The organism is Blastomonas natatoria (genome assembly GCF_003201955.1).
GTDB classification, from domain to species: domain Bacteria; phylum Pseudomonadota; class Alphaproteobacteria; order Sphingomonadales; family Sphingomonadaceae; genus Blastomonas; species Blastomonas natatoria.
This window is the reverse complement of sequence record NZ_QJJM01000016.1, coordinates 31,045-51,218: the sequence shown is the minus strand read 5'-3', so window position 1 is coordinate 51,218 and position 20,174 is coordinate 31,045. Positions and strand designations below refer to the sequence as shown.

Sequence of the window (20,174 nt, the reverse complement as noted above, 5' to 3'; positions counted from 1 at the left end):
ATGGCCTGCCAGCGCACCGTGCGGATAGCCGGTGCGCTGGGTCTTGCGGCGCTGGCCAGTCCCGCCATGGCGGGCACCAGGACGACTGCCGAGGTCATCTATTCGGAAAACCCGCAGGAACGTGCCTTTCAAGAGAGCGCGGGCTATAGCGACGCGGTCATTCTGCGCGACGGGACGATCTATCTGTCTGGCGTCGTCGTAGGGCCGAATGCGGACAAGGCGTCGTTCGAGCGCGCTTACCGCAAACTCAGCGACATCTTGCTGCGCGCCGGGGCAACCTGGGAAGACGTTGTCGAAGTCACCAGCTATCACACGGACATAGAGCCGCAGGTTGCGATCATGTCTGAAGTGCAGAAGCAGTTCATCGCGCCGCCCTTTGCCGCATGGACAGCCGTGCAAGTGAGCAGGCTCTACTCGCCCGGCGGCATTACCGAGATCAAGCTCATCGCGAAGAAGGCGGTTCGCTGAATTCGAACTTCAGCAACAGGCTGCGCTGCAGGCTGATGTAATTGTCGTCGGAAATGACCCACACGATCGTACGATCGCCTTCACGGTCAACCGCAATCCCCTCCATATTGTCAACCGGAAGCGGCGGCCTCAATGTTGCGATGACACGCGGCCTGACGAGCGCGCCGGGTTGAACGGTCGCCGTATCGATCAGTGCGATCTTGGCGCTCACCCCTTCGAGATATTTGAAGCGCCGATGCAGCGTGATCACCCTGCCGTCAGGCAATTGGGCTGCATCGGTGATGCGATAGCCCTTGGGAAGCTGGTAACCGAAAGCTTCCGCTTTCACGCCGGGTTCTGCCGGATCACCCCGAAAGATCAGGCCCACGGTCACGCCGGGCCGGATCGAGCGGGATTCGGCAAAAACCAGAAACCGGCCATCGCGCAGCCGCACGATGGCTTCGGCACCGCCGTTTTTCGGCCAACCCTGCATCGCTGCGGGCTTGCCCGTGGCTTCGGCGCGCGCAAAGCCGGGAGCATAGCGCCGGATGCGGTGGCGATGTTCGAACCCCGACCAGTATCGGCCAGACTCGGGATCGTGCGTCAGGCTTTCGGAATCCTGGTCGCGCTTGGTGCTCGGCTCCCCCTTGCGCACGGGCAGTGGGGCGATGAAGCTCTTTTCCACACGGCCTTCCGGCGTGACGGTGAACCCGGCGAGAATCGCTGCATCGCTGAGCGCCAGCAGGCGCCCTCCCCCCATTGCATGCAGCGCGGAAAAACCGCCGAACTCGCTGTTCTCGCTCTGGAGTTCCCAGCCCCCGGTCAGGATCAAGGGACCACTGCCGATGCGCAGCGGCAGACGCGGCAGGTCTCGCGGAGTACGGGCGGTTATCTGCTGGCTGTCATTGCCCGGAACCGGCGAGTCGGCGACGAACGCTCCGGTCCCCAGGAAGAACAGCAATGATGTGAGCGCCAGACCTCGCCTGAGCGCGGCACGGCGGCGCGGCTCTCCCTGGGGCGGCTCCATCGCCTGGTCTCCAGCCTCATTCGGCAGCGAGCGGCCCCTCGGTGAACTGCAGCGCGGAAAGCCGCGCATACAGGCCATTGCGGGCTGACAGCTGGTCGTGCGTGCCTTCCTCGACTATCCCACCGTCGCTCATCACGAAAATCCGGTCGGCCGAACGGATGGTCGCAAGCCGGTGCGCGATGACCAGGGTCGTTCGGCCCTGCATCAGACGCTCCAGCGCATTCTGCACCAGCTTCTCGCTCTCGGCATCCAGCGCCGATGTGGCCTCGTCGAGCAGCAGGATAGGTGCATTGCGCAGCAGCGCCCGTGCTATCGAGATTCGCTGACGCTGCCCCCCGGAAAGCCTTGCGCCGCCCTCGCCCAGATAGCTGTCGAGCCCGTCCGGCAGCTTGCGGAGAAACTCTTCGGCATTGGCCGCCCGCGCGGCCTCCCAGATCTGCTCGTCGCTGGCTGCCCAGTTGCCATAGCGCAGATTGTCGCGGGCGCTCGCGGCGAACAGCACGCTCTCCTGCGGGACAAAAGCCATGCGCTGCCGGATTTCCCTGGGATCCGCCGACGACAAGGCGACGCCGTCGATCCGTACGGATCCGGCTTGCGGATCGTAGAAGCGCTGCGCGAGCTGGAACAGCGTCGATTTGCCCGCGCCCGATGGACCGACAATGGCGACGGTCTCGCCCGGCGAAACCTGCAGCGAGAAATCCCTGAGCGCCAGCGTTTCAGGCCGTGTCGGATAGGCGAAGCTGACATTCTGGAAGCTCAACTGGCCGCGCGGCGGAACCGGCAGCACCACGGGCGTGGCGGGCGCGCGAATCTCCGGCTGCTCGTTGAGAAGCTCGTTGAGCCTTCCGGCGGCGCCGCCAGCGCGCAGCAGATCGCCATAGACTTCGGTCAGGGCACCGAAAGCTCCGGCGACAAGGCCACCGGTCAGAACGAATGCGGCAATATCACCGCCTGAGAGCCGTCCCTCGATCACGTCGATCGCGCCCTGCCACATGATCGCGGTGATGGCGCCGAAGATCAGAGTGATCACCACGGCCGTGAGGCTGGCGCGCAGCGTGATGCGGCGGCGGGCGGTAGCGAAGGTCGTCTCGACCGCGTCACCAAAGCGGGCAGCTTCGCGCTCCTCTTGCCCGAACGCCTGGACGATCTTCATGGCGGCCAGCACTTCGGTGGTCGTCGCGCCGACATTGGCAACCCTGTCCTGGCTCGATCGCGCCACCTTTTCCAGCCTTCTGCCGATGAAGACAATCGGCAGCACCACCAGCGGAATGCCAAGCAGCAGCATGCCCGTCAGCTTGGGCGCCAGCGAGAACAGATACGCGATCCCGCCAATACCGACGACAAGATTGCGCAGGGCGACAGATACGGTCGTGCCGACGACCTGTTCGACGATCGCAGTATCGGAGGTCATGCGCGAGGCAATTTCCGATGGCCGGTTGGTCTCGAAAAAGCTGGGTGCCAGACCCAGAAGGTTGCGCTGGACCGCAAGGCGGATGTCGGCGACTACCCGCTCGCCCAGCCACGACACGAAATAGAAACGGAGCGCGGTCGAAAGCCCCAGGATCACCGTGATCATGAACAGATAGCGGAACCAGCGGCCGATATCTTCGGCACTGCCGCCATCGCCGCCAAATCCGCGGTCGATGACCAGCTTGAACCCTGCCGGAATGGCCAGCGTCGCACACGCAGCGACAGTCAGCGCCAGCAGAGCCAGGGCGATCTGACGGGGATAGGCAGAAGCGAACTTGCCGATCATGGCCAGATTGCCGAGCTGACGCGGATTGCCGCGTTTGCCCTTGCCCGTTTCGGTCGCCTCAACGGCAAGCGCTCCTGCCTCTACTGGGTCGTTAGCCGCCGCAGGGGCCTTTGCTGGATTTTCAGATTCCGCCATGGCGTTGCGCCTAGCAGGCCGGGGGGCCGCGCTCAATGATTTTGGGGTAGCGCCGAGCATCGCGGTCACCGTTTCGGGACGATGGGTTTACGCTCTGCTAAGCTGCTGTAACCGATTGATTAACCCCTGTATGCGACGCTTATTCCTGGCAACCCGACACGCTGCACCTGCGTTAATCGCTTGTATTTTCGGTGGTGCAGCGCAACATTGCCTGGCGAGAGGCCGCCGGACAGAGCCGCACCAAGCGGACACGGCGGTTTGCAGGGGAATAGAATGCTTTACCACGCCTATGAACTTCAGCGCTCGTTCCTGTCGAGCGCCAGCGCCATCGCGACGATGGGCGCGAACATGCTCAACAGCCCGCTCAATCCCATGACGTTTTTCGGGGGCGAGCCGATCATGGCTTCGGCGCTCGAGGTTTTTGCTCATGCCTCCGCGCCTTATGGCAAGCCGGCCTTCGGAATCGCCACGGTCGATATCGACGGCACGCCCAGCGCCGTGCGCGAGGAAATTGTCCTCAAGCGCCCGTTCGGAGACCTGATCCGCTTCCGCCACGAAAAGCTGGCCAAGGATGCGCCACGCTTGCTGATCGTCGCGCCTATGTCGGGCCATTATGCGACGCTTCTGCGCGGTACTGTTGCGCGGATGATCCCCAAACATGAGGTCTACATTACCGACTGGGCCGATGCGCGCGACGTGCCGCTCAAGGAAGGCCGGTTCGATCTCGACGACTATATCGACTATCTGATCGGTTTTCTGGAACATGTCGGCCCCGGCGCGCACATGCTCGCGGTCTGCCAGCCTTCGGTGCCGTGCTTTGCCGCCGCTGCGCTGATGTCTGCCGATCAGCATCCCTGCCGCCCCAAGACCCTGACCATGATGGGCGGGCCGATCGACACCCGCGAGGCGCCGACCGCAGTCAACACCATGGCCACCCAGCGTCCGCTCGCCTGGTTCGAGCATAATGTCATCGCCAAGGTGCCCTTCCAGTACAAGGGCGCTGGCCGCAAGGTATACCCGGGCTTCATGCAGCTCACCGGGTTCATGACGATGAACCTGGGCAACCACATGATGAGCCACTGGGAGATGTACAAGCATCTGGTCAATGGTGACGGCGAGAGCGCCGATGCGACCAAGGATTTCTACGACGAATATCGCTCGGTCTGCGACATGACCGCCGAGTTCTACCTGCAGACGGTCGAGAACGTTTTCCAGACGCATAGCCTGCCCAAGGGCGAGTTCATGCACCGGGGCAAGCGCATCGATCCATGCGCGATCACCGATATCGCCCTGCTGGCGATCGAGGGCGAACGGGACGATATCAGCGGCCTCGGCCAGACGCGCGCCGCACTGACGCTGACGCCGAAGCTGCCGAAGGCGAAGAAGAAATATCTGATGGCCGAAAGCGTCGGCCATTACGGCATCTTCAATGGCAGCAAATGGCGCGAGCGGATTGCGCCAGTGGTCGAGGACTGGATTGCCAGCCACAATTGATCGCATGATCGGACCGGGAGCGGCGTTTCAGGCTTGCCGCCCCGGCCCCCGGCCCTTATCGCCGCGACCATGATCAAGTTGAAGACCGTGCGCGTCGAGCGCTTTGCCGTTGACGGCAGTTTCATCATCAGCCGCGGCGCCAAGACCGATGTCGACGTCGTCTATTGCGAAGTCACCGACGGAACCCATGTCGGCTGCGGCGAAGGCACCCCCATCTATTACGAAGGCGAGACCGCAGACCTGTGCGCCGAAGCCATCGACATGCGCGCCAAGCAGAATCGCCCGCTTACGCGCGAGGATCTGCTCAAGACGATGATGGAAGGCGCGGCGCGCAATGCGCTGGACGCAGCACTGTGGGATCTTGAGGTACAGGCCACCGGCAAACCGCTCTGGCAACTTGCCGGCCTGCCCGAACCCAGGCCGCTGGTGACTGCCTATACAATTTCTCTCAACGAACCCGATGTGATGAAGGCGGAGGCAAAAAAGGCCGCTGCCAAGGGCTATCCTCTGCTCAAGCTGAAGCTCAACGGTGAGGACGACCTGATGCGCGTGGCAGCGGTCCGGGTCGGTGCACCCGATGCTAGGCTGATCGTCGATGCCAACGAAGCCTGGGAAGAGGTCGATGTGGAGGAAATGACGTTCGCGCTCAAGAAGCTGGGCGTCGAACTGATCGAACAGCCGGTCGAGGCCGGGTTCGAGGAGGATCTCGAAGGGGTTAAAAGCGCACTGCCCTTCTGCGCTGACGAAAGCTGCCATGTTGCCGAAGACATTGACCGGGTTGCAACCACCTTTCAGGCGGTGAACATCAAGCTGGACAAGGCCGGCGGGCTGACGGAAGCCCTGCGGCTCAGCGAGGCCGCCAAGGCACGAGGCCTCAAGACCATGGTCGGCTGCATGCTCTCCACCAGCCTCGGCATCCGTCCGGCCTTCCACCTGGCGCAGACTGCCGACTGGGTAGATCTGGACGGCCCCGCACTGCTAAAGAAAGACCGCGCCGGGGGCTTCAAGTTCGAGAACGGCACCATCACCCTCGGCTGAACGGGGGTGTTCCGCCGCCTGCCCGGACGCGTTCGGCAAGCGGCGGAACCGGTCAGGTCAAAGCGCGGTTTCGACGTGCTTGCCTTCAAGGTCCTTGGCCGACATCGTGCCGCCAAAGGCCATTTTCAGCTTGCCCATCAGCGATAGGTCCGCCTGCCAGATTTCGATATGGCTGGGGTCGAAACGGAACATGACCAGATCAGGGTCGTTCCTGCCCTGATCGTACCAGGCCTCGACCGTGTTCGACCAGAATTTGTCGATGATCGCCGGGTCGTTGTCGATCGTCAGCATGCCCGCGATGCAGGCGAACAGCTTGTGCCCCTCGCCGACATATTGCGCCATCGCATCATTCGTCGAAGCGAGCCCCTCTGCGAGGCGGCTCGAGCGTGACCCATAGAACCAGATCGGGCCATGACGACCATCGAACTGCGCGGTCATCGGCATGCTGTGCGCGACCTGCGCGGGCAGGCCGAGCATCAGGAAAGGGCTGCTCTCCAGCGCGCTCCAGAATGCGTCGAGCGCCTCATAGGTGTCTTCGGTGGAAGCATGGGGGGTGTCGGGGGTCATGTCGTGCTCCTGTCTTGGTTACAGGGGATACGACGGACTTGGTCGCGCGTTCCCGATGACCGGATCGGGCGCGCAAAGAAGAACCCGCCCCGGCATTTCTGCCAGGACGGGTCCTCAAAGGCCTGAAGGCTGGATCGCGATCAGAAGACTTCGTAAAGTCCCGCAGCGCCCATGCCGCCGCCGACGCACATGGTAACGACCACGTACTTGGCGCCGCGACGCTTGCCTTCGATCAGCGCATGGCCGGTGCAGCGTGCGCCGGTCATGCCATAGGGATGGCCGATCGAGATCGAGCCGCCATTGACGTTCAGAATTTCGTCAGGAATGCCCAGCACGTCCTGGCAGTACAGCACCTGCACCGCGAATGCCTCGTTCAGCTCCCACAGGCCGATATCGTCCATCTTCAGGCCGAAGCGCTTGAGCAGCTGCGGCACGGCAAAGACAGGGCCGATGCCCATTTCGTCGGGCTCGGTACCAGCAACAGCCATGCCGACATAGCGGCCCAGCGGCTGCAGACCCTTCTGCTCGGCGAGCTTGGCTTCCATGAGCACCGAAGACGATGCGCCGTCGGAAAGCTGGCTGGCATTGCCCGCGGTGATGTTCATGCCCGGTCCCATGACCGGCTGCAGGCCCTTCAGGCCTTCCAGCGTCGTGTCGGCGCGGTTGCCCTCGTCCTTGGTCACCTCGACATCGGTCATCGTGACCTCGCCGGTTTCCTTGTTCTTGAACGCCATCTTCGCCTTTACCGGAACGATCTCGTCATCGAACTTGCCGGCGGCCTGTGCGGCGGCGGTGCGCATCTGCGAACGATAGGCATATTCGTCCTGGCGATCACGGCTGATATTGTAGCGGGCAGCCACCGTCTCGGCGGTCTGCAGCATGGGCATGTAGATGTCCTTGTGCATCGCCAGCAGCTCGGGATCGGGTCCGACGCGCATTTCGGGGGTCTGCACCATCGAGATCGATTCGACGCCGCCTGCAACGACCACGTCCATGCGATCGACAATGATCTGCTTGGCGGCGGTCGCGATCGACATCACGCCCGACGAGCACTGGCGATCGATCGACATGCCAGCGACGGTCACGGGCAGACCGGCGCGCAGCGCGGCGGTGCGGCCGATGGTGTGCTGCACGCCCTGCTGGAGCGCGGCACCCATCACCACGTCGTCGACTTCCGCACCTTCGATACCGGCGCGCTCGACCGCAGCGCGGATCGAATGCGCGGCCAGCGTCGGCGACGGGGTGGCGTTGAAACCGCCGCGATAGGCCTTGCCGATCGGCGTGCGGGCGGTGGAAACGATAACTGCATCACGCATGGGAATTCTCCTCAACTGGCCCGCTGCAATTCGTCAGCGGGACGAAACTGGTCACACGAAAAACTGGCTGATCCATTCGGCCATGACGGCGGGCTTGTCCTCGCCCTCGATCTCGACCGTGAATTCGAGCGTCTGCTGCCACTGGCCCGGGCGCTTCTCTTCCAGCTCTAGCAGCTTGAAATGGCCGCGCACGCGCTTGCCCGAGCGGACCGGCGCCAGGAAGCGCACCTTGTTGCCGCCATAGTTGACGCCCATCTTCACGCCTTCGACGCGCGGGCAGTCCGACTTGGCCATCAGCACCGGGAAGAGCGAGAGCGTGAGAAAGCCATGCGCAATGGTGCCGCCGAACGGCGTCATCTTGGCCATCTCCTCGTTCACGTGAATGAACTGGTGATCACCGGTGGCGTCGGCAAACTTGTTGATCATCTCCTGATCGACCAGCAGCCATTCCGACGAGCCGAGATTCTGGCCCACCATATCCTTCATCTGCTGCGGGGAAATTGCGCTCATTCCTGCTCTCCTGTCGCTGTTCGGGCGAAGGTCTTGACGACCCGCCATGCTATGGAATGCGCGTCTTTTGGCGCTTTTCCGCGCCCCGCACAAGGCAAGACTGCGCGCCGCTACGGCATGCATGTGCCAAGCTGCAGTTTACGGAAACGGAAACCCCTGACCGACGGCTCGACTCGGGCGGGATCAGCCGTGATCGTGAACCGTGACCGGGAAACCGCCTTCCGGGTAAGGCATGACCATACGCCCGTCCGGCGCCGCCGTGAACGTCGTCTGGGTCGGATAGGCAAATTCGAGCTTCTCTGCGTTGAAGCGCTCCAATATCGCCAGCCCGATGCGGTGACGCCCCTCGAACACGACTTCGAAATCGCTGCTCATGATGTCGAAATCGAGCTCGAAATCGATCGAGCTCGCTCCGAATCCGACAAAGCCGCAGCGAATGAAAACACCACCCGCCTGCTCGACGATTTCCTTGAGCATAGCGGGGACCTGCCGCGCCCGATCAGGTGAGGTCTGGTAGACCAGCCCGATCAAGTAGCGGGTCCGCCTGCGGTTGAGCCGGGTGTAATTGATGATCTGCTTGCCCAGCAGGTTGGTGTTCGAGATGATAATCTCCTCGCCCGTGATCGAGCGCAGGCGCGCGCTCTTCAGCCCGATCTTCTCGACCGTCGCGGTGGTCGTATCGAAGCCGATGGTCTCGCCGCGCTTGAACGGCTTGTCGAAGATGATCGAAAGCGCTGCAAACAGGTCCGAGAATATGCCCTGTGCCGCAAGACCGATGGCAATACCGCCGATGCCCAGACCGGCGATCAGGCCGGTCACGTTGACGCCCAGATTGTCGAGCACCATGATCGAGGCGATGGCGAACAGGACGACTGTCACCAGCAGACGGATCAGCGACATCGCGTTGGCGAGCGTCTCGCTACCCGCATCGTCGCTGCCCGAAGCGCGGCGCTCGATCATGCCGAGGATGATCTCGCGCGCCCAGATAGCGACCTGAAACACCGAGGCGACGGTGAAAAGGAACGCAACCACGCGCACAATCCCGTCGGGCGCTTCGGAAAAGCCTACGACCAGTCGCGCAGCCACCATGATCTGGAAATATTGCTTGGTCTTGGACAGCGTGCGTCCGATGATTGCGGCTAGGGACAACCGGTCCGGCTGCCTTTCTGCGTAGATGCGGGCACGGCGCTGAAGATAGGCGAGGCCAAGGTAGATGGCCGTGCCCACCCCCACGGCGATCGCGATCTCGACTGCATGCGCGCTGATCCAGGCCCAAAGGCTGGTCAGCTTCTGCTCGATATTTACGGCGGTGATCGGCTCGGCGAGGACGGGGGATGCGTCAGCGGTCTTTTTGGTCGTCATTCGGCCGAGTTAGGGTTTGCATCCCGATTAGGCAAGTTTCGGGGCTGCCCGGCCATCGATCAGCGGACGGAATGCCGCTTCCTTGCGGCGGCGCGCAAGATAGGTGTCGAGCCCGATCTGCATGGCGATCAGCATGTAGATAAAGGGCTGGAACGCGATGCCGACAAAGGCGGACCCCACCATGAAGATGATCTGGCCATTCTGCAGCGCCAGTGCGAGCGGAACGACCCATTTTTCGTCCTCGCGATCGCGCTTGCGATGAATCCGCTGGATGATCTCCATCCGCACGATACCGCCGAAATGAATGATCAGCCACAGGAATAGGCCGAAAAAGCCCTGCTCGCCCAGCATTTCGAAATAGCTCGAATGATAGGCGCGCCCCTTGTCGACAATCTCGTTCTTCTCGATCTGGGTGTTGGGCCCATCGCCCTTGGCTGCAACGGTATCGAACTTCACCCGGTTCTGCAGATACGCCTCGAAGCCGCCACCTCCCGGGTTCTGCTGGACATAGTTCCACGTCCAGGCCCAGACGGCGACGCGGGTCGAGGCGGATTGGTCTGCCTTGTATTCACCGATCGTTGCCATCCGGTTGGTATAGCTTTGCGGCAGGAACGGCACGGCAGCAATCGCGAGCACTGCCGCGAGCCCGGCATAGAGAAACCGGTAGCGCACGAAACGCAGCATCAGCACGCCCAGCACGCCGATGCACACCAGTCCGGTGCGCGCCTGGGTGCCGATGGGGATGAGCAGGCAGGCAAAGATCAGCGCATAGGCAAAGGTCTTGACCCGCCAATCGGGTGGGAAGATGGTGCCATGATTGGCCAGCCACAGGATCAGCGGAATGACGCAGATGGCAACGGTCGAGATGATCGAGCCTTCGTAAAGACCGCTATTGTCGGAAATCAGCAGCTGCATCACGCCATAGCCCCCGCCCCCCGAGGCCAGCGTCTTGATGCCGCCGGTGATGATGATCGAACTGGCGCACAGCACCATCATCAACCCAAGGGCCTCGATGCGCAGCTTGGTGCGCAGCGTCAGCGGCAGGAACATCGCGAAGACCAGCGCCTTCCACACCCATTCCCATTTGCCCTGCGCGTCGATCGGAAAATCGGCCGTTCGGGTGGTGTAGGCACACCACATGAACAGCAGCAGCATCACGCCCTGGCGGAAGGACAGGCGCATGTCCTTCTTGTCGTCAGCGATCAGCCATCCGAGAAAGGCAAGGCCGAAGACGATCAGCGATATGGGCACCGCATTGAGCATCCAGTAGGAAAGCCGCTGCGGCGCAACGATATCGATATAGGCATAGGCCAGCACGAAGATGAACGGCCGCTTGAAGCCAAGCGACAGAAAAGCGGCGAGAAATGCGACAAAGGCCAGATCACGCATCGCTGCGCTCCTCGGTGCCTGGACGACGCCTGGGCTGGAAGAACCCGGATCCCAGCTTGTCCTTTTCCGGTGGCGCTTCCTTGTCCAGATCGGCGCGCCACACCAGGCGCCATGCCGCCAGCGCAATCAGCAGGTGCGAGATCGCAATGGAGAAATTGTCGACCATGAAGCCGCGGCCCTGCCCTGAACATCGAACCATCCGTTTATGCACGGAGTGGCTTGCGGTTTACAGCCATAAGCGCAATGGGTTGACGCCGCGTTAATCCTTTTGCGCCATAGGGTTGATCGCCATGACCCGCATCTTGCACGTTCTTGATCACAGCCTGCCACTGCACAGCGGCTACAGTTTCCGCACGCGCGCGATCATGGCCGCCCAGCTGCGCGCTGGCCTGGAAGTGCGCGGTGTCACCAGCGTGCGGCACCAGGCATCGCTGCCAGACGGCGCGGAGATCGACGCGGTCGAGACGCATGACGGCCTGACCTTCCACCGAACGATGGAAAGCGTCTCCGGACCGCCGGGTCTGCGCGAATGGCGCGACATTGCCGCGCTCGCGCGCGCGACCGAGGCGACGGCCGCGATCTTCAAACCCGACATTCTTCATGCGCATTCGCCTGCCCTTAACGGTCTGGCTGCCATCCGCGCCGGACGCAGGCTGGGCTTGCCAGTACTCTATGAAATCCGTGCATTCTGGGAAGATGCAGCGGTCGGCAATGGTACCGGCAGCGAGACATCGGCCAAATACTGGCTCACAAGGCAGATGGAAAACCGCGTCGTTGCCCAAGCGGACGCGGTCGCCGTGATCTGCGAAGGGCTGCGCGATGATCTGATCGCGCGCGGCTTTGCTTCGGACAAGATCATGATATCGCCCAACGGCGTGGACATGGAAATGTTCGGCACGCCTGTGCCAGCCGATCCGAAACGCGCCGAGGCGCTGGGTCTGGCTGGCAAGACCGTGCTCGGTTTCATCGGCAGCTTCTATCCTTATGAAGGGCTGGACGACCTGATTGCGGCCATGCCGACGCTGGTGGCGGGCAACCCCGATATCCGGCTACTGCTGGTGGGCGGTGGACCCGCCGAGGCGGACCTGCGCGCCCAGGCGGAACGTTCGCCTGCTGCCCATGCCATCCGCTTTGTGGGGCGCGTGCCGCATCATGAGGTCGAACATTATTACAGCCTGACCGATATTCTCGTCTATCCGCGCAAGGCGATGCGGCTGACCGAAACGGTGACCCCGCTCAAGCCGCTGGAGGCCATGGCGCAAGGGCGGCTCGTCGCTGCATCCGATGTCGGCGGGCATCGCGAACTCATAGCCGATGGCGTCACCGGCACACTCTTTCCCCCCGACAATCCCGAGGCCTTGGCCGCAGCGCTGGCCAAGCTCGTTGCAGCGCGATCCGACTGGGACCAGCGCAGGACGGTAGCCCGCGCGTTCGTGGCCGAAGAGCGCAACTGGGCGCGGAATGTGCAACGTTATCAACCCGTTTACCAAAACATGCTAGAACGTCAGGCAGGCAGACGCGTTTCCAGCGCTGCCTGAACAGGACGGCAACGGGGTTTGATGGGCATGGTGACATCGCAAGCCGATGATGCGGAGGGCGCCGGCCTCGTGGCGCGGCACCCGGTCGCGCTCGCGCTGGGCGGGGGTCTGGCCGCAGGTTTCGGCAGCAGCTTCATCCCGATGAGCGCCATCGAAGGTTTCGTGACTGCCTATGGCATCGCCGAATTGCTGCCTGCAGCGGCGCCACCGCTCGGCGACACCGCCCGCCTGGCCCTGAGCGCAGGCATTGGAACACTGACCGCAGGAGCGCTGCTCGCGTTGCTGCCGCGCGTGGAGAGTGACGACATGGGTTTTGAAACTGCGATCCAGAAGGCCGGTGAAGCCGGGAAGGACGAGGCGCAGAGCGTCGCTCCGGCGAGCAAGGGCGGCAAGCTGGCCGGTTGGTTGCGCTCGCTGCGCTTCGGCAAGTCGGAAGCTGCCCCCGGAACCATCACCGATTTTTCGGACCTGGCACCGGTGCGAATCCGAAACGGCGATCAGCATCCGGACGCACCCGTGCGTGCGCCGATCCGCGCGAGCAGCGATCTGAACGAACCCGTCAAGACTGGCGACATGCCAGCGGCAAGCCCGCTGGAACTCGGCATGGACATGACGATTGCGCCATCGCTCGAGGAGCCCAGCGCATCGCCGATGGCTCCCTCGCTGCGTTTCGCGCCGCCATCATCAGCAGAATGGGCTGCCCCCCCTGTTGCCACCAGTATCGATGACGATTCTGCCACAGCGATCCCCGGAAACAGCCTCGATCCTGAGCTTTCGCACGAGGCGCAGGAGTTCTTGGTCGCCGAGGCGCCTGCTGCTGCGCCCATAGCAACCGAAATATTGCCGAACAGCGCCCTTCAGCGTGGCGCCGACGCCCCTGGCCCATTCGCGCAGCCACTTCCGGACCTCGATCACCTGAGCGTCGCCGAGCTGCTGGAGCGGCTGGAAACGGGGCTTGCGCGCCGTCGTCAGGACGCTGCGGCGTTCCGCAGCGCTCCGAGCTTCACGACAGCTGATGCGACCGTCGTCCCGATTGCTCGTCCCCTCGAGACGGAGGCCATGGTGGCGGAGGCCTTGGATCTGACAGAAGCGCAGCCTTTCCGCGTGCGCCTCGGCGATCTGGCGCCGCCCGACGCCCGCGCCGAAGCAGATGCAGATGCCGCAACAGACTTCGCCAGCGAGGCGGCAAGCGACGTGGCACCATTCCTGGCCCAGCCGCTGACGGATGAAGAGGTCACCTATCTTCCCCCCAGCATTCTGTCGCACGGCGAACCCATGGTCGATGCAGACGAGGGCGGGGAAGAGTTGGCCATCGAGGCGCCTCAAGAGGATGATATGGACGCTGCCCTGCGCGATGCCCTGGCAACCTTGCGACAATTGTCGGATCGTCAGCGCAACAGCTGAAGCCGTCCGGCGGTCACATGAAAAAGGGGCGGCGTATCGCTACGCCGCCCCTTTTCTTTTTTTCGGCCAAAGCCTTCCGGGTGATTACTGACCCGGGGGCTTCTGGAACGTGCCGTACTGTTCGTTACCCACGAAGCCCAGCTTGGTCACGCCGCTGCGCTTGATCACGGCGAGAACCTCGTCGGTGATCTGATAGCGCGAACGGGCATCCGGCTGGAACTGCAGTTCGGGTTCCGGATCCATGTTGCGGGTCTGTGCCAGAATGCCAGCCAGCTGTCCCTGTGATACCGGCGTGCCGTTCCAGGCAATGGTATCGTTGGTATCGACGGTCAGCTTGTTCTTGACCGGTTCGATCTGGACATCCGGTGGGGTCTGGCTGTCGACCGGAAGGTCGATCTTGACCGCATGGGTCTGCACCGGGATGGTGATGATGAACATGATGAGAAGCACGAGCATGACGTCGATCAACGGCGTCGTGTTCATCTCCATCATCGGCTCGCCATCGTCCTTGCCGCCACTCATTGCCATATCAAGCTACTCCAATTCCTGTGTGCGCACCGAAGCGCTTAACCTGCTTCAACCAGTGCGATGGGCGAGGAAATGAAGCCCACCTTGGCGAAACCGGCACGCTGCACGGTGAAGATGGCGCCGCCAATGCACCGGTAGGGGGCATTGATGTCACCACGGATGTGCACTTCGGGAAGATCCTCTTCCTTCAGGTTTTCCACACCACCGGCGTTTTCGATGATCGATTCCAGACGCTTCACAGCGAGTTCCTGGAGTTCGACATTGTCCACCGGCGTCACGTTCACATACACGCGGCATTCGCCGTTCGGGCTTGCGCCCGCAAAGCCTTCGTCACCGGGGCTGAGGCCATTGGCATCAGTCGAGGAAACCGAAAGCAGGATGTTTTCGTTCTTAGTCTCGGTCGGTTCAAATTCGACCACCGGGATTTCCAGATCATCCACCGTCTGGATCACGACCGGAATCGCGATCAGGAAGATGATGAGAAGCACCAGCATCACGTCCACGAGGGGCGTGGTGTTGATGTCCGACATCGGCTTCTCTTCGCCGCCGGCGCCTCCAACGCTCATTGCCATCGCAACAAATCCTATTCTGTCATGCCACTTGCCCAAAGGAGCGGTGGCTGTGTCACTGGCGGAAGGAGCAAGCCCCAACCGGCCAGTCTATCCGATGCAACATGCCCCGTGAGGCATGACTGCCTGGGCAGGGTGCGATGTGCCGAAGCCCGATCGCACCCCTATCCCAGCCGGATTACTTCTTGATCGGAGCGGCGGCGGGAGCAGCAGGCTTGGCAACCGGAGCAGCAGCCTTGGTTGCCGGAACCACGGCACCGTTCGAAGCCATGTAACCCAGAACGTCGGTCGAGAACGCGCTCAGCTGAGCAGCGATCAGCTTGTTGCGAGCCTGCAGCCAGTTGTAGGCAAGCACAGCGGGAACGGCCACGCCCAGACCCAGTGCGGTCATGATCAGAGCTTCACCGACGGGGCCGGCGACCTGGTCGATCGATGCCTGACCGGCGATGCCGATCTTGATCAGAGCGCGGTAGATACCGATAACGGTACCGAACAGACCGATGAACGGCGAGGTTGCACCCACGGTTGCAAGGAACGGCAGACCACCAGCCAGCTTGGCGTTGATGGCAGCTTCCGAACGGCTCAGCGAACCGTGCAGCCAGTCATGCGCTTCGACAGGGTCGGTCAGCTTGGCATGCTCTTCCTGCGCCTTCAGGCCGTCGTCGACGATCTGACGATAGGCAGTGTTCTTCTCGAGCTTGTTGGCGCCTTCCTTCATGCTGCCAGCGCGCCAGAAGGTTTCACGAACCTTGGCACCCTGCGAAAGCACCTTCTGCTGTTCGAACAGCTTGGTGAACAGGATGAAGAACGAACCGAACGACATGATACCCAGGATGACGACGGTGGCGTAAGCGATCACACCGCCCTGCTCGAGAGCTTCTGCAAAACCAAAAGCGTTTTTCGGCGCTTCACCTGCAGCCGCAGCCAGCATTTCAATCAACATCAAAACTTCCTCTCAGAAAATAGATAGAGCGCCGTCCAAAAATCGGTGCGTCTAGAACCAAAAACCCAATCCGCCGCAGCGGCATCCAGTCCAAATGTTACTTCGGAATTTCCCAGCGAACCGCGTTCGAATAGGTATCCGAAATCGCGTTTCCGGCAGCATCGAGAGCGGGCTTGAAGCGCGCCCTGCGGGTCACGTTCTTGCAGGTCGCCTCGTCGAGATCGGCATGGCCGCTCGATCCGGTGATCTGACAATCCGTCACGCGGCCGTCTGGGCCGATGGTGACGCGGAAACGAGTGGTACCAGCACGCTCTTCACGCAGTGCTCGCGCGGGGTAGTCGTTGGGGGTTGCCCAGCTGCCCGGGTTGCCGCGCGGCGATGCACCCGAAGCCTTGGAAGGCGGCGGAGGCGGAGCCGGAGGCGCGGGCGGCGGTGCCGCAACGGGATTCGGAATGAATACCGGCGGGGGAACATTGGTGGTGGTGATGACCGGAGCCGTGGTTGGCGGCGTCCGAACGATCGGCGGCGGCGTTACCACCGGCGGCGGTGTGATCGGCTGGTCCGGCGGAGGTGGCGGCGGCTCTTCCGGCTCCACAACCTCTTCTTGAACATCAACGACGTTCAGCTTTTCAGCCACCGTCTTGACCGCACTATATGCAAGTCCTGTTACCAGGGCATAGATGACCACGATGTGGATCAATGCCACGATAACCAGGGAAACTATCTTGTTTCCGCTTGCCTGTTGATCAGCATAGGCCATTCAGAAACGACGCTCCTTACCCTAGTGAAACCCGTCATCCGGGGAGCGCCGACATTGCAATCCACGACACCCGGACAAACCAGCTGATGACCGCAGCTGGCGCAGGAAACACACAAGTTGCGGACTGCAACCCGTTAAGGTTTGCCTCCCGCTCCCCGACTGTGCTCCAGCCTCTGGTTTGTTTTTCTCTTGCCCGAAAGGGGATTTAACGCGCAACTTATCAGCAGGCAATCGCTTAAATGGATTCAGTTTGAATTAACCTTTGAGCCCCGAGAGCCGCCTTCCCGGACCCTGAAAACGAGGAGACTCGACGATGCCGCACGCGCTGAAATCGCTTGCCACCACCCTGGCCTTAACCGTCGCAATTAGTGGTGGTTTTCCTATCGTATACGGCGCGAATGCACAGGTTTCATCCGAAACGGATGCACCCGGATATGTCGCTCTGGCACGGCTGACAGACATCGCCCCGCAGGTGATGCGGGTGCAGATAAGGAAGACAACCGTGGTCGATCCGGAGCGCGCGCCGGACGTCGCTCCCGGAATGGCACGGCTGTTTGTCGAGGCGCAGGTATTGAATCTCATTCGCGGAAAGCAGGGGGTAAGCGAATCGATTCGCTATCTGGTTGACGTGCCGCGTAACGCCAAGGGCAACGTTCCCAAGCTCAAGAAGCAACAGTTCCTGCTGTTTGCCCGCCCCGGGACGCGTGCGGGAGAAATTCAGCTGGTATCAAAGGATGCGCAGATCGCCTGGAGCCCCGAGATCGAGCAGCAGGCACGCACGATCATCACCGAACTCGTGAGCCCCAGCGCGCCCCCCAGCATTCGGGGCATCCGCGAGGCGCTGCATGTGCGCGGGAACTTGCAAGGCGAAGGGGAAACCCAGGTGTTTCTGGCAACCTCGACCGGCGACCCGGTATCGATCACCGTGCTGCGCCGGCCGGGCCTCGCGCCTCGCTGGGCCGTATCGTTGACCGAGATCGTAGACGAAGCCGCCGCGCCGCCGCGCCGCAATACCCTGCTCTGGTACCGCCTCGCCTGCTTCCTCCCGCGCGAGATTCCGGCGCGGGCACTGGTGTCCGACACGCCCGCCGACAATGATCTGGCGCGGCGCGACTATAATTACGTGCGAGAACAGCTCGGCCCCTGCCGCTGACGCATGGCCGGGGCTGAGCGCTGGCGCCCTGCCCCGGCCCATACCGGCTTATTTCCCGGCCATGCCCATCTGCCAGAGGATGAAGGCGAACTCCTCGGCGGTTTCCTTGAGCGAATCGAACCGCCCCGACTTGCCGCCATGGCCCGCGCCCATGTTGGTCTTGAGCAGCAGTGCGTTGTCATCGGTCTTGGTGACGCGCAGCTTCGCCACCCATTTGGCTGGCTCCCAATAGGTCACGCGCGGATCATTGAGGCCGGCGGTCACCAGCAGCGGCGGATAGGCCTGGGCCTTCACATTGTCATACGGGCTGTACGACATCAGCAGGTCGAACGCCGCCTTGTCGGTGATCGGGTTGCCCCATTCGGGCCATTCGCCGGGAGTGAGCGGCAGCGTCTCGTCGAGCATCGTGTTGACCACATCGACAAAGGGCACATGCGCGACAACCGCGCCCCACAGATCGGGATCGGTGTTGACGACCACGCCCATCAGCTCGCCCCCCGCAGAGCCGCCGCTCGCGGTGACCTTGCCCTTGGCCGTATAGCCCTTGGCAATCAGCCCCTTGGCGACATCGACAAAGTCGTTGAACGTGTTGGTCCGCTTGGTCAGCTTTCCGTCGAGATACCATTTGCGGCCCAGATCGTCGCCGCCGCGGATATGCGCGATGGCATAGGCAAAGCCGCGATCGACCAGGCTCAGACGGGTGACCGAGAAGCTGGGCGGCACGGCATAGCCATAGGCGCCATAGGCATAGAGGTGCAGCGGCGCGCTGCCATCCTTCCTGAAGCCCTTGCGATAGATGACCGAAACCGGCACCTGCGTTCCGTCGCGCGCAGTGATCATCAGCCGCTCGGTCTCGTAATCGGCGGCGTTGTAGCCCGAGGGCACTTCCTGCACCTTGAGCACGGTCAGCTTCTGCGTCGCCACGTCGTAGTCATAGACCGTATCGGGCGTGACCATCGATTCATAGGCGAGGCGCAGCACCTTCATGTCCCATTCGGGATTGTCGCCCAGCGAGGCGGAATAGCTTGCCTCCGGGAAGGTGATCGGCTGCACCTTGCTCGCATCCGCATAGTCGCGGATCTCGATCTGGTCGAGGCCGCCCCGCCGCCCTTCGACGACATAGAAGTTCTTGAAGGCGTTCATGTCGGTCATGTAGAATTCGTCGCTGCCCGGGATGAGCGTGGTCCATTGCCCCGGATTGTCGATGCTCGCAGTGGCAAGCCGAAAGTTCACGTGATCGTCGTTGGTGTGGATGAACAGCGTGCCGTCGCGCTCCTCGACATCATATTCCCGGCCCTTCTGGCGCGGGCTGATGAGGATCGGCTGGGCCAGCGGGTTGTCGGCGGGCAGCAGCCGGACCTCGCTGGTTTCGTTGTCGCCGGTGGCGATGACAATGTATTTCTCGTTGGAGGTCATGCCGATATCGACACGGAAGCCTTCGTCGGCCTCCTTGTACAGCTCGATATCCTTTTCGAGCGGCGTTCCGAGCAGGTGCAGCCGGGCGTTATCGGTGCGCCAGTTCTCGTTGGCGAGACCGTAAAGCAGGCCCTTCCCGTCTGCGGTCCAGACCAGGCTGGAAAGCGTGCCCGGAATGACGTCTTCCAGAACCTTCCCGGTGGTCAGGTCCTTGAAGCGTGCCTCGAACCGCTCCGAACCATTGTCGTCGACCGAATAGGCGAGCAGCCTGCCATCGGGGCTGACCGAAAAGGCGCCGAGGCGGAAATAGTCCTTGTCCCGTGCGAGTTCGGTTTCGTCGAGGATGAGAACCTTGTCGCCACCCGCCACGGGCCTGCGATACCATTTCTTGTACTGGGCGCCCTTGTCGTACTCGACCCAGTAGTACCAGTCTCCGTCCTTTTGCGGGACCGAGCTGTCATCCTCCTTGATGCGCCCCTTCATTTCCTCGAACAGCGCGTCGGTCAGCGCCTGATGCGGCTGCATCGCCGCCTCGAACCAGCGGTTCTCCGCCTCGAGATAGGCCAGCACATCGGCATCGTCGACCTTGGGATAGCCGGAATCGCGCAACCAGTGCCAAGGATCCTGAACGGTCACGCCATGGCGTTCGTAGCTATAGGGCCGCTGCTCGGCGATCGGCGGCTTGGACGTTTGGGACATGGATGCACTTTCGTTGGTTGAAGCAGGAGCATTGGCAAGGGCAGGCGACGTCACCGCCAGCGCCGCTGCCAGAGCGGTCTTGGCAATGGCGGGCGCACCGCGCAGTCGGATCGGCATGAACGT

At 62.4% G+C, this 20,174-nt stretch carries 19 protein-coding genes; 6 read left to right on the top strand and 13 right to left on the bottom strand.

Going from position 1 to position 20,174, the window contains the following annotated elements:
• Positions 1–468, top strand: coding sequence for a Rid family hydrolase (locus C7451_RS16820; RefSeq protein ID WP_167398590.1), 468 nt, complete (start codon positions 1–3; stop codon positions 466–468).
• Here C7451_RS16820 and C7451_RS16815 read toward each other — a convergent pair.
• The gene (locus C7451_RS16815; protein WP_167398589.1) at positions 443–1,474 is read right to left on the bottom strand and encodes an esterase-like activity of phytase family protein; all 1,032 of its coding nucleotides are present in this window, start codon (positions 1,472–1,474) and stop codon (positions 443–445) included. The two genes, C7451_RS16820 and C7451_RS16815, sit on opposite strands and share 26 nt — an antisense overlap.
• Positions 1,475–1,490: 16 nt before the next feature.
• Positions 1,491–3,365, bottom strand: coding sequence for an ABC transporter transmembrane domain-containing protein (locus C7451_RS16810; protein ID WP_110300064.1), 1,875 nt, complete (start codon positions 3,363–3,365; stop codon positions 1,491–1,493).
• Between the two features lie 273 nt (positions 3,366–3,638).
• On the opposite strand from C7451_RS16810, the gene C7451_RS16805 reads away from it, so the two are divergent.
• Together C7451_RS16805 and dgcA are read left to right on the top strand one after the other, a co-directional pair.
• Positions 3,639–4,859, top strand: a complete 1,221-nt coding sequence (locus C7451_RS16805) for a polyhydroxyalkanoate depolymerase (protein WP_110300063.1) — start codon at positions 3,639–3,641, stop codon at positions 4,857–4,859.
• Between the two features lie 69 nt (positions 4,860–4,928).
• A complete protein-coding gene (gene dgcA, locus C7451_RS16800) occupies positions 4,929–5,897 on the top strand; it encodes an N-acetyl-D-Glu racemase DgcA (protein WP_110300062.1) in 969 nt (322 codons plus the stop codon).
• Between the two features lie 57 nt (positions 5,898–5,954).
• Here the strand turns inward: dgcA and C7451_RS16795 are convergent, their stop codons facing one another.
• The 6 genes from C7451_RS16795 to C7451_RS20035 form a co-directional block, all read right to left on the bottom strand.
• On the bottom strand, positions 5,955–6,464 hold the full coding sequence (locus tag C7451_RS16795) for a pyridoxamine 5'-phosphate oxidase family protein (protein ID WP_110300061.1): 510 nt from the start codon (positions 6,462–6,464) through the stop codon (positions 5,955–5,957).
• A 140-nt stretch (positions 6,465–6,604) separates the two neighbouring features.
• Positions 6,605–7,780 (bottom strand): acetyl-CoA C-acyltransferase, encoded by a 1,176-nt coding sequence (locus C7451_RS16790; protein ID WP_110300060.1) that lies wholly within the window; start codon positions 7,778–7,780, stop codon positions 6,605–6,607.
• 51 nt (positions 7,781–7,831) lie between these two features.
• On the bottom strand, positions 7,832–8,290 hold the full coding sequence (locus C7451_RS16785) for a MaoC family dehydratase (protein WP_110300059.1): 459 nt from the start codon (positions 8,288–8,290) through the stop codon (positions 7,832–7,834).
• 183 nt (positions 8,291–8,473) lie between these two features.
• Positions 8,474–9,652 carry a mechanosensitive ion channel family protein gene (locus C7451_RS16780; protein WP_110300058.1) on the bottom strand — a complete coding sequence of 393 codons (1,179 nt, stop codon included), beginning with the start codon at positions 9,650–9,652 and terminating at the stop codon, positions 8,474–8,476.
• Positions 9,653–9,679: 27 nt separating this feature from the next.
• Positions 9,680–11,041 (bottom strand): putative O-glycosylation ligase, exosortase A system-associated, encoded by a 1,362-nt coding sequence (locus tag C7451_RS16775; protein ID WP_110300057.1) that lies wholly within the window; start codon positions 11,039–11,041, stop codon positions 9,680–9,682.
• Complete coding sequence (locus C7451_RS20035) at positions 11,034–11,207, bottom strand: hypothetical protein (RefSeq protein ID WP_167398588.1); 174 nt, start codon at positions 11,205–11,207, stop codon at positions 11,034–11,036. The genes C7451_RS16775 and C7451_RS20035 overlap by 8 nt, the downstream gene beginning before the upstream one ends.
• Before the next feature lie 124 nt (positions 11,208–11,331).
• Here C7451_RS20035 and C7451_RS16770 point away from each other — a divergent pair, with 124 nt between their 5' ends.
• Entirely contained in the window at positions 11,332–12,579 is a 1,248-nt protein-coding gene (locus C7451_RS16770; protein ID WP_110300056.1) for a TIGR04063 family PEP-CTERM/XrtA system glycosyltransferase, read from the top strand.
• Positions 12,580–12,606: 27 nt separating this feature from the next.
• Entirely contained in the window at positions 12,607–13,983 is a 1,377-nt protein-coding gene (locus C7451_RS16765) for a hypothetical protein (RefSeq protein WP_146215398.1), read from the top strand.
• A gap of 84 nt (positions 13,984–14,067) precedes the next feature.
• On the opposite strand, the gene C7451_RS16760 is transcribed toward C7451_RS16765, so the two are convergent.
• From C7451_RS16760 to C7451_RS16745, 4 genes are all read right to left on the bottom strand, one after another.
• A complete protein-coding gene (locus C7451_RS16760) occupies positions 14,068–14,511 on the bottom strand; it encodes an ExbD/TolR family protein (RefSeq protein WP_060977889.1) in 444 nt (147 codons plus the stop codon).
• A 38-nt stretch (positions 14,512–14,549) separates the two neighbouring features.
• Positions 14,550–15,083, bottom strand: a complete 534-nt coding sequence (locus tag C7451_RS16755; protein WP_110300054.1) for an ExbD/TolR family protein — start codon at positions 15,081–15,083, stop codon at positions 14,550–14,552.
• A gap of 175 nt (positions 15,084–15,258) precedes the next feature.
• Entirely contained in the window at positions 15,259–16,023 is a 765-nt protein-coding gene (locus C7451_RS16750; RefSeq protein WP_208625245.1) for a MotA/TolQ/ExbB proton channel family protein, read from the bottom strand.
• A 97-nt stretch (positions 16,024–16,120) separates the two neighbouring features.
• Complete coding sequence (locus C7451_RS16745) at positions 16,121–16,783, bottom strand: energy transducer TonB (RefSeq protein ID WP_110300053.1); 663 nt, start codon at positions 16,781–16,783, stop codon at positions 16,121–16,123.
• A gap of 313 nt (positions 16,784–17,096) precedes the next feature.
• Between C7451_RS16745 and C7451_RS16740 the strand changes: the two genes are divergently transcribed.
• Positions 17,097–17,936: a hypothetical protein gene (locus C7451_RS16740; protein ID WP_244181998.1), complete on the top strand. Its 840-nt coding sequence runs from the start codon at positions 17,097–17,099 to the stop codon at positions 17,934–17,936.
• 48 nt (positions 17,937–17,984) lie between these two features.
• Here C7451_RS16740 and C7451_RS16735 read toward each other — a convergent pair whose 3' ends face one another.
• Positions 17,985–20,051 (bottom strand): S9 family peptidase, encoded by a 2,067-nt coding sequence (locus C7451_RS16735; protein ID WP_110300100.1) that lies wholly within the window; start codon positions 20,049–20,051, stop codon positions 17,985–17,987.
• Positions 20,052–20,174 lie beyond the last annotated feature (123 nt).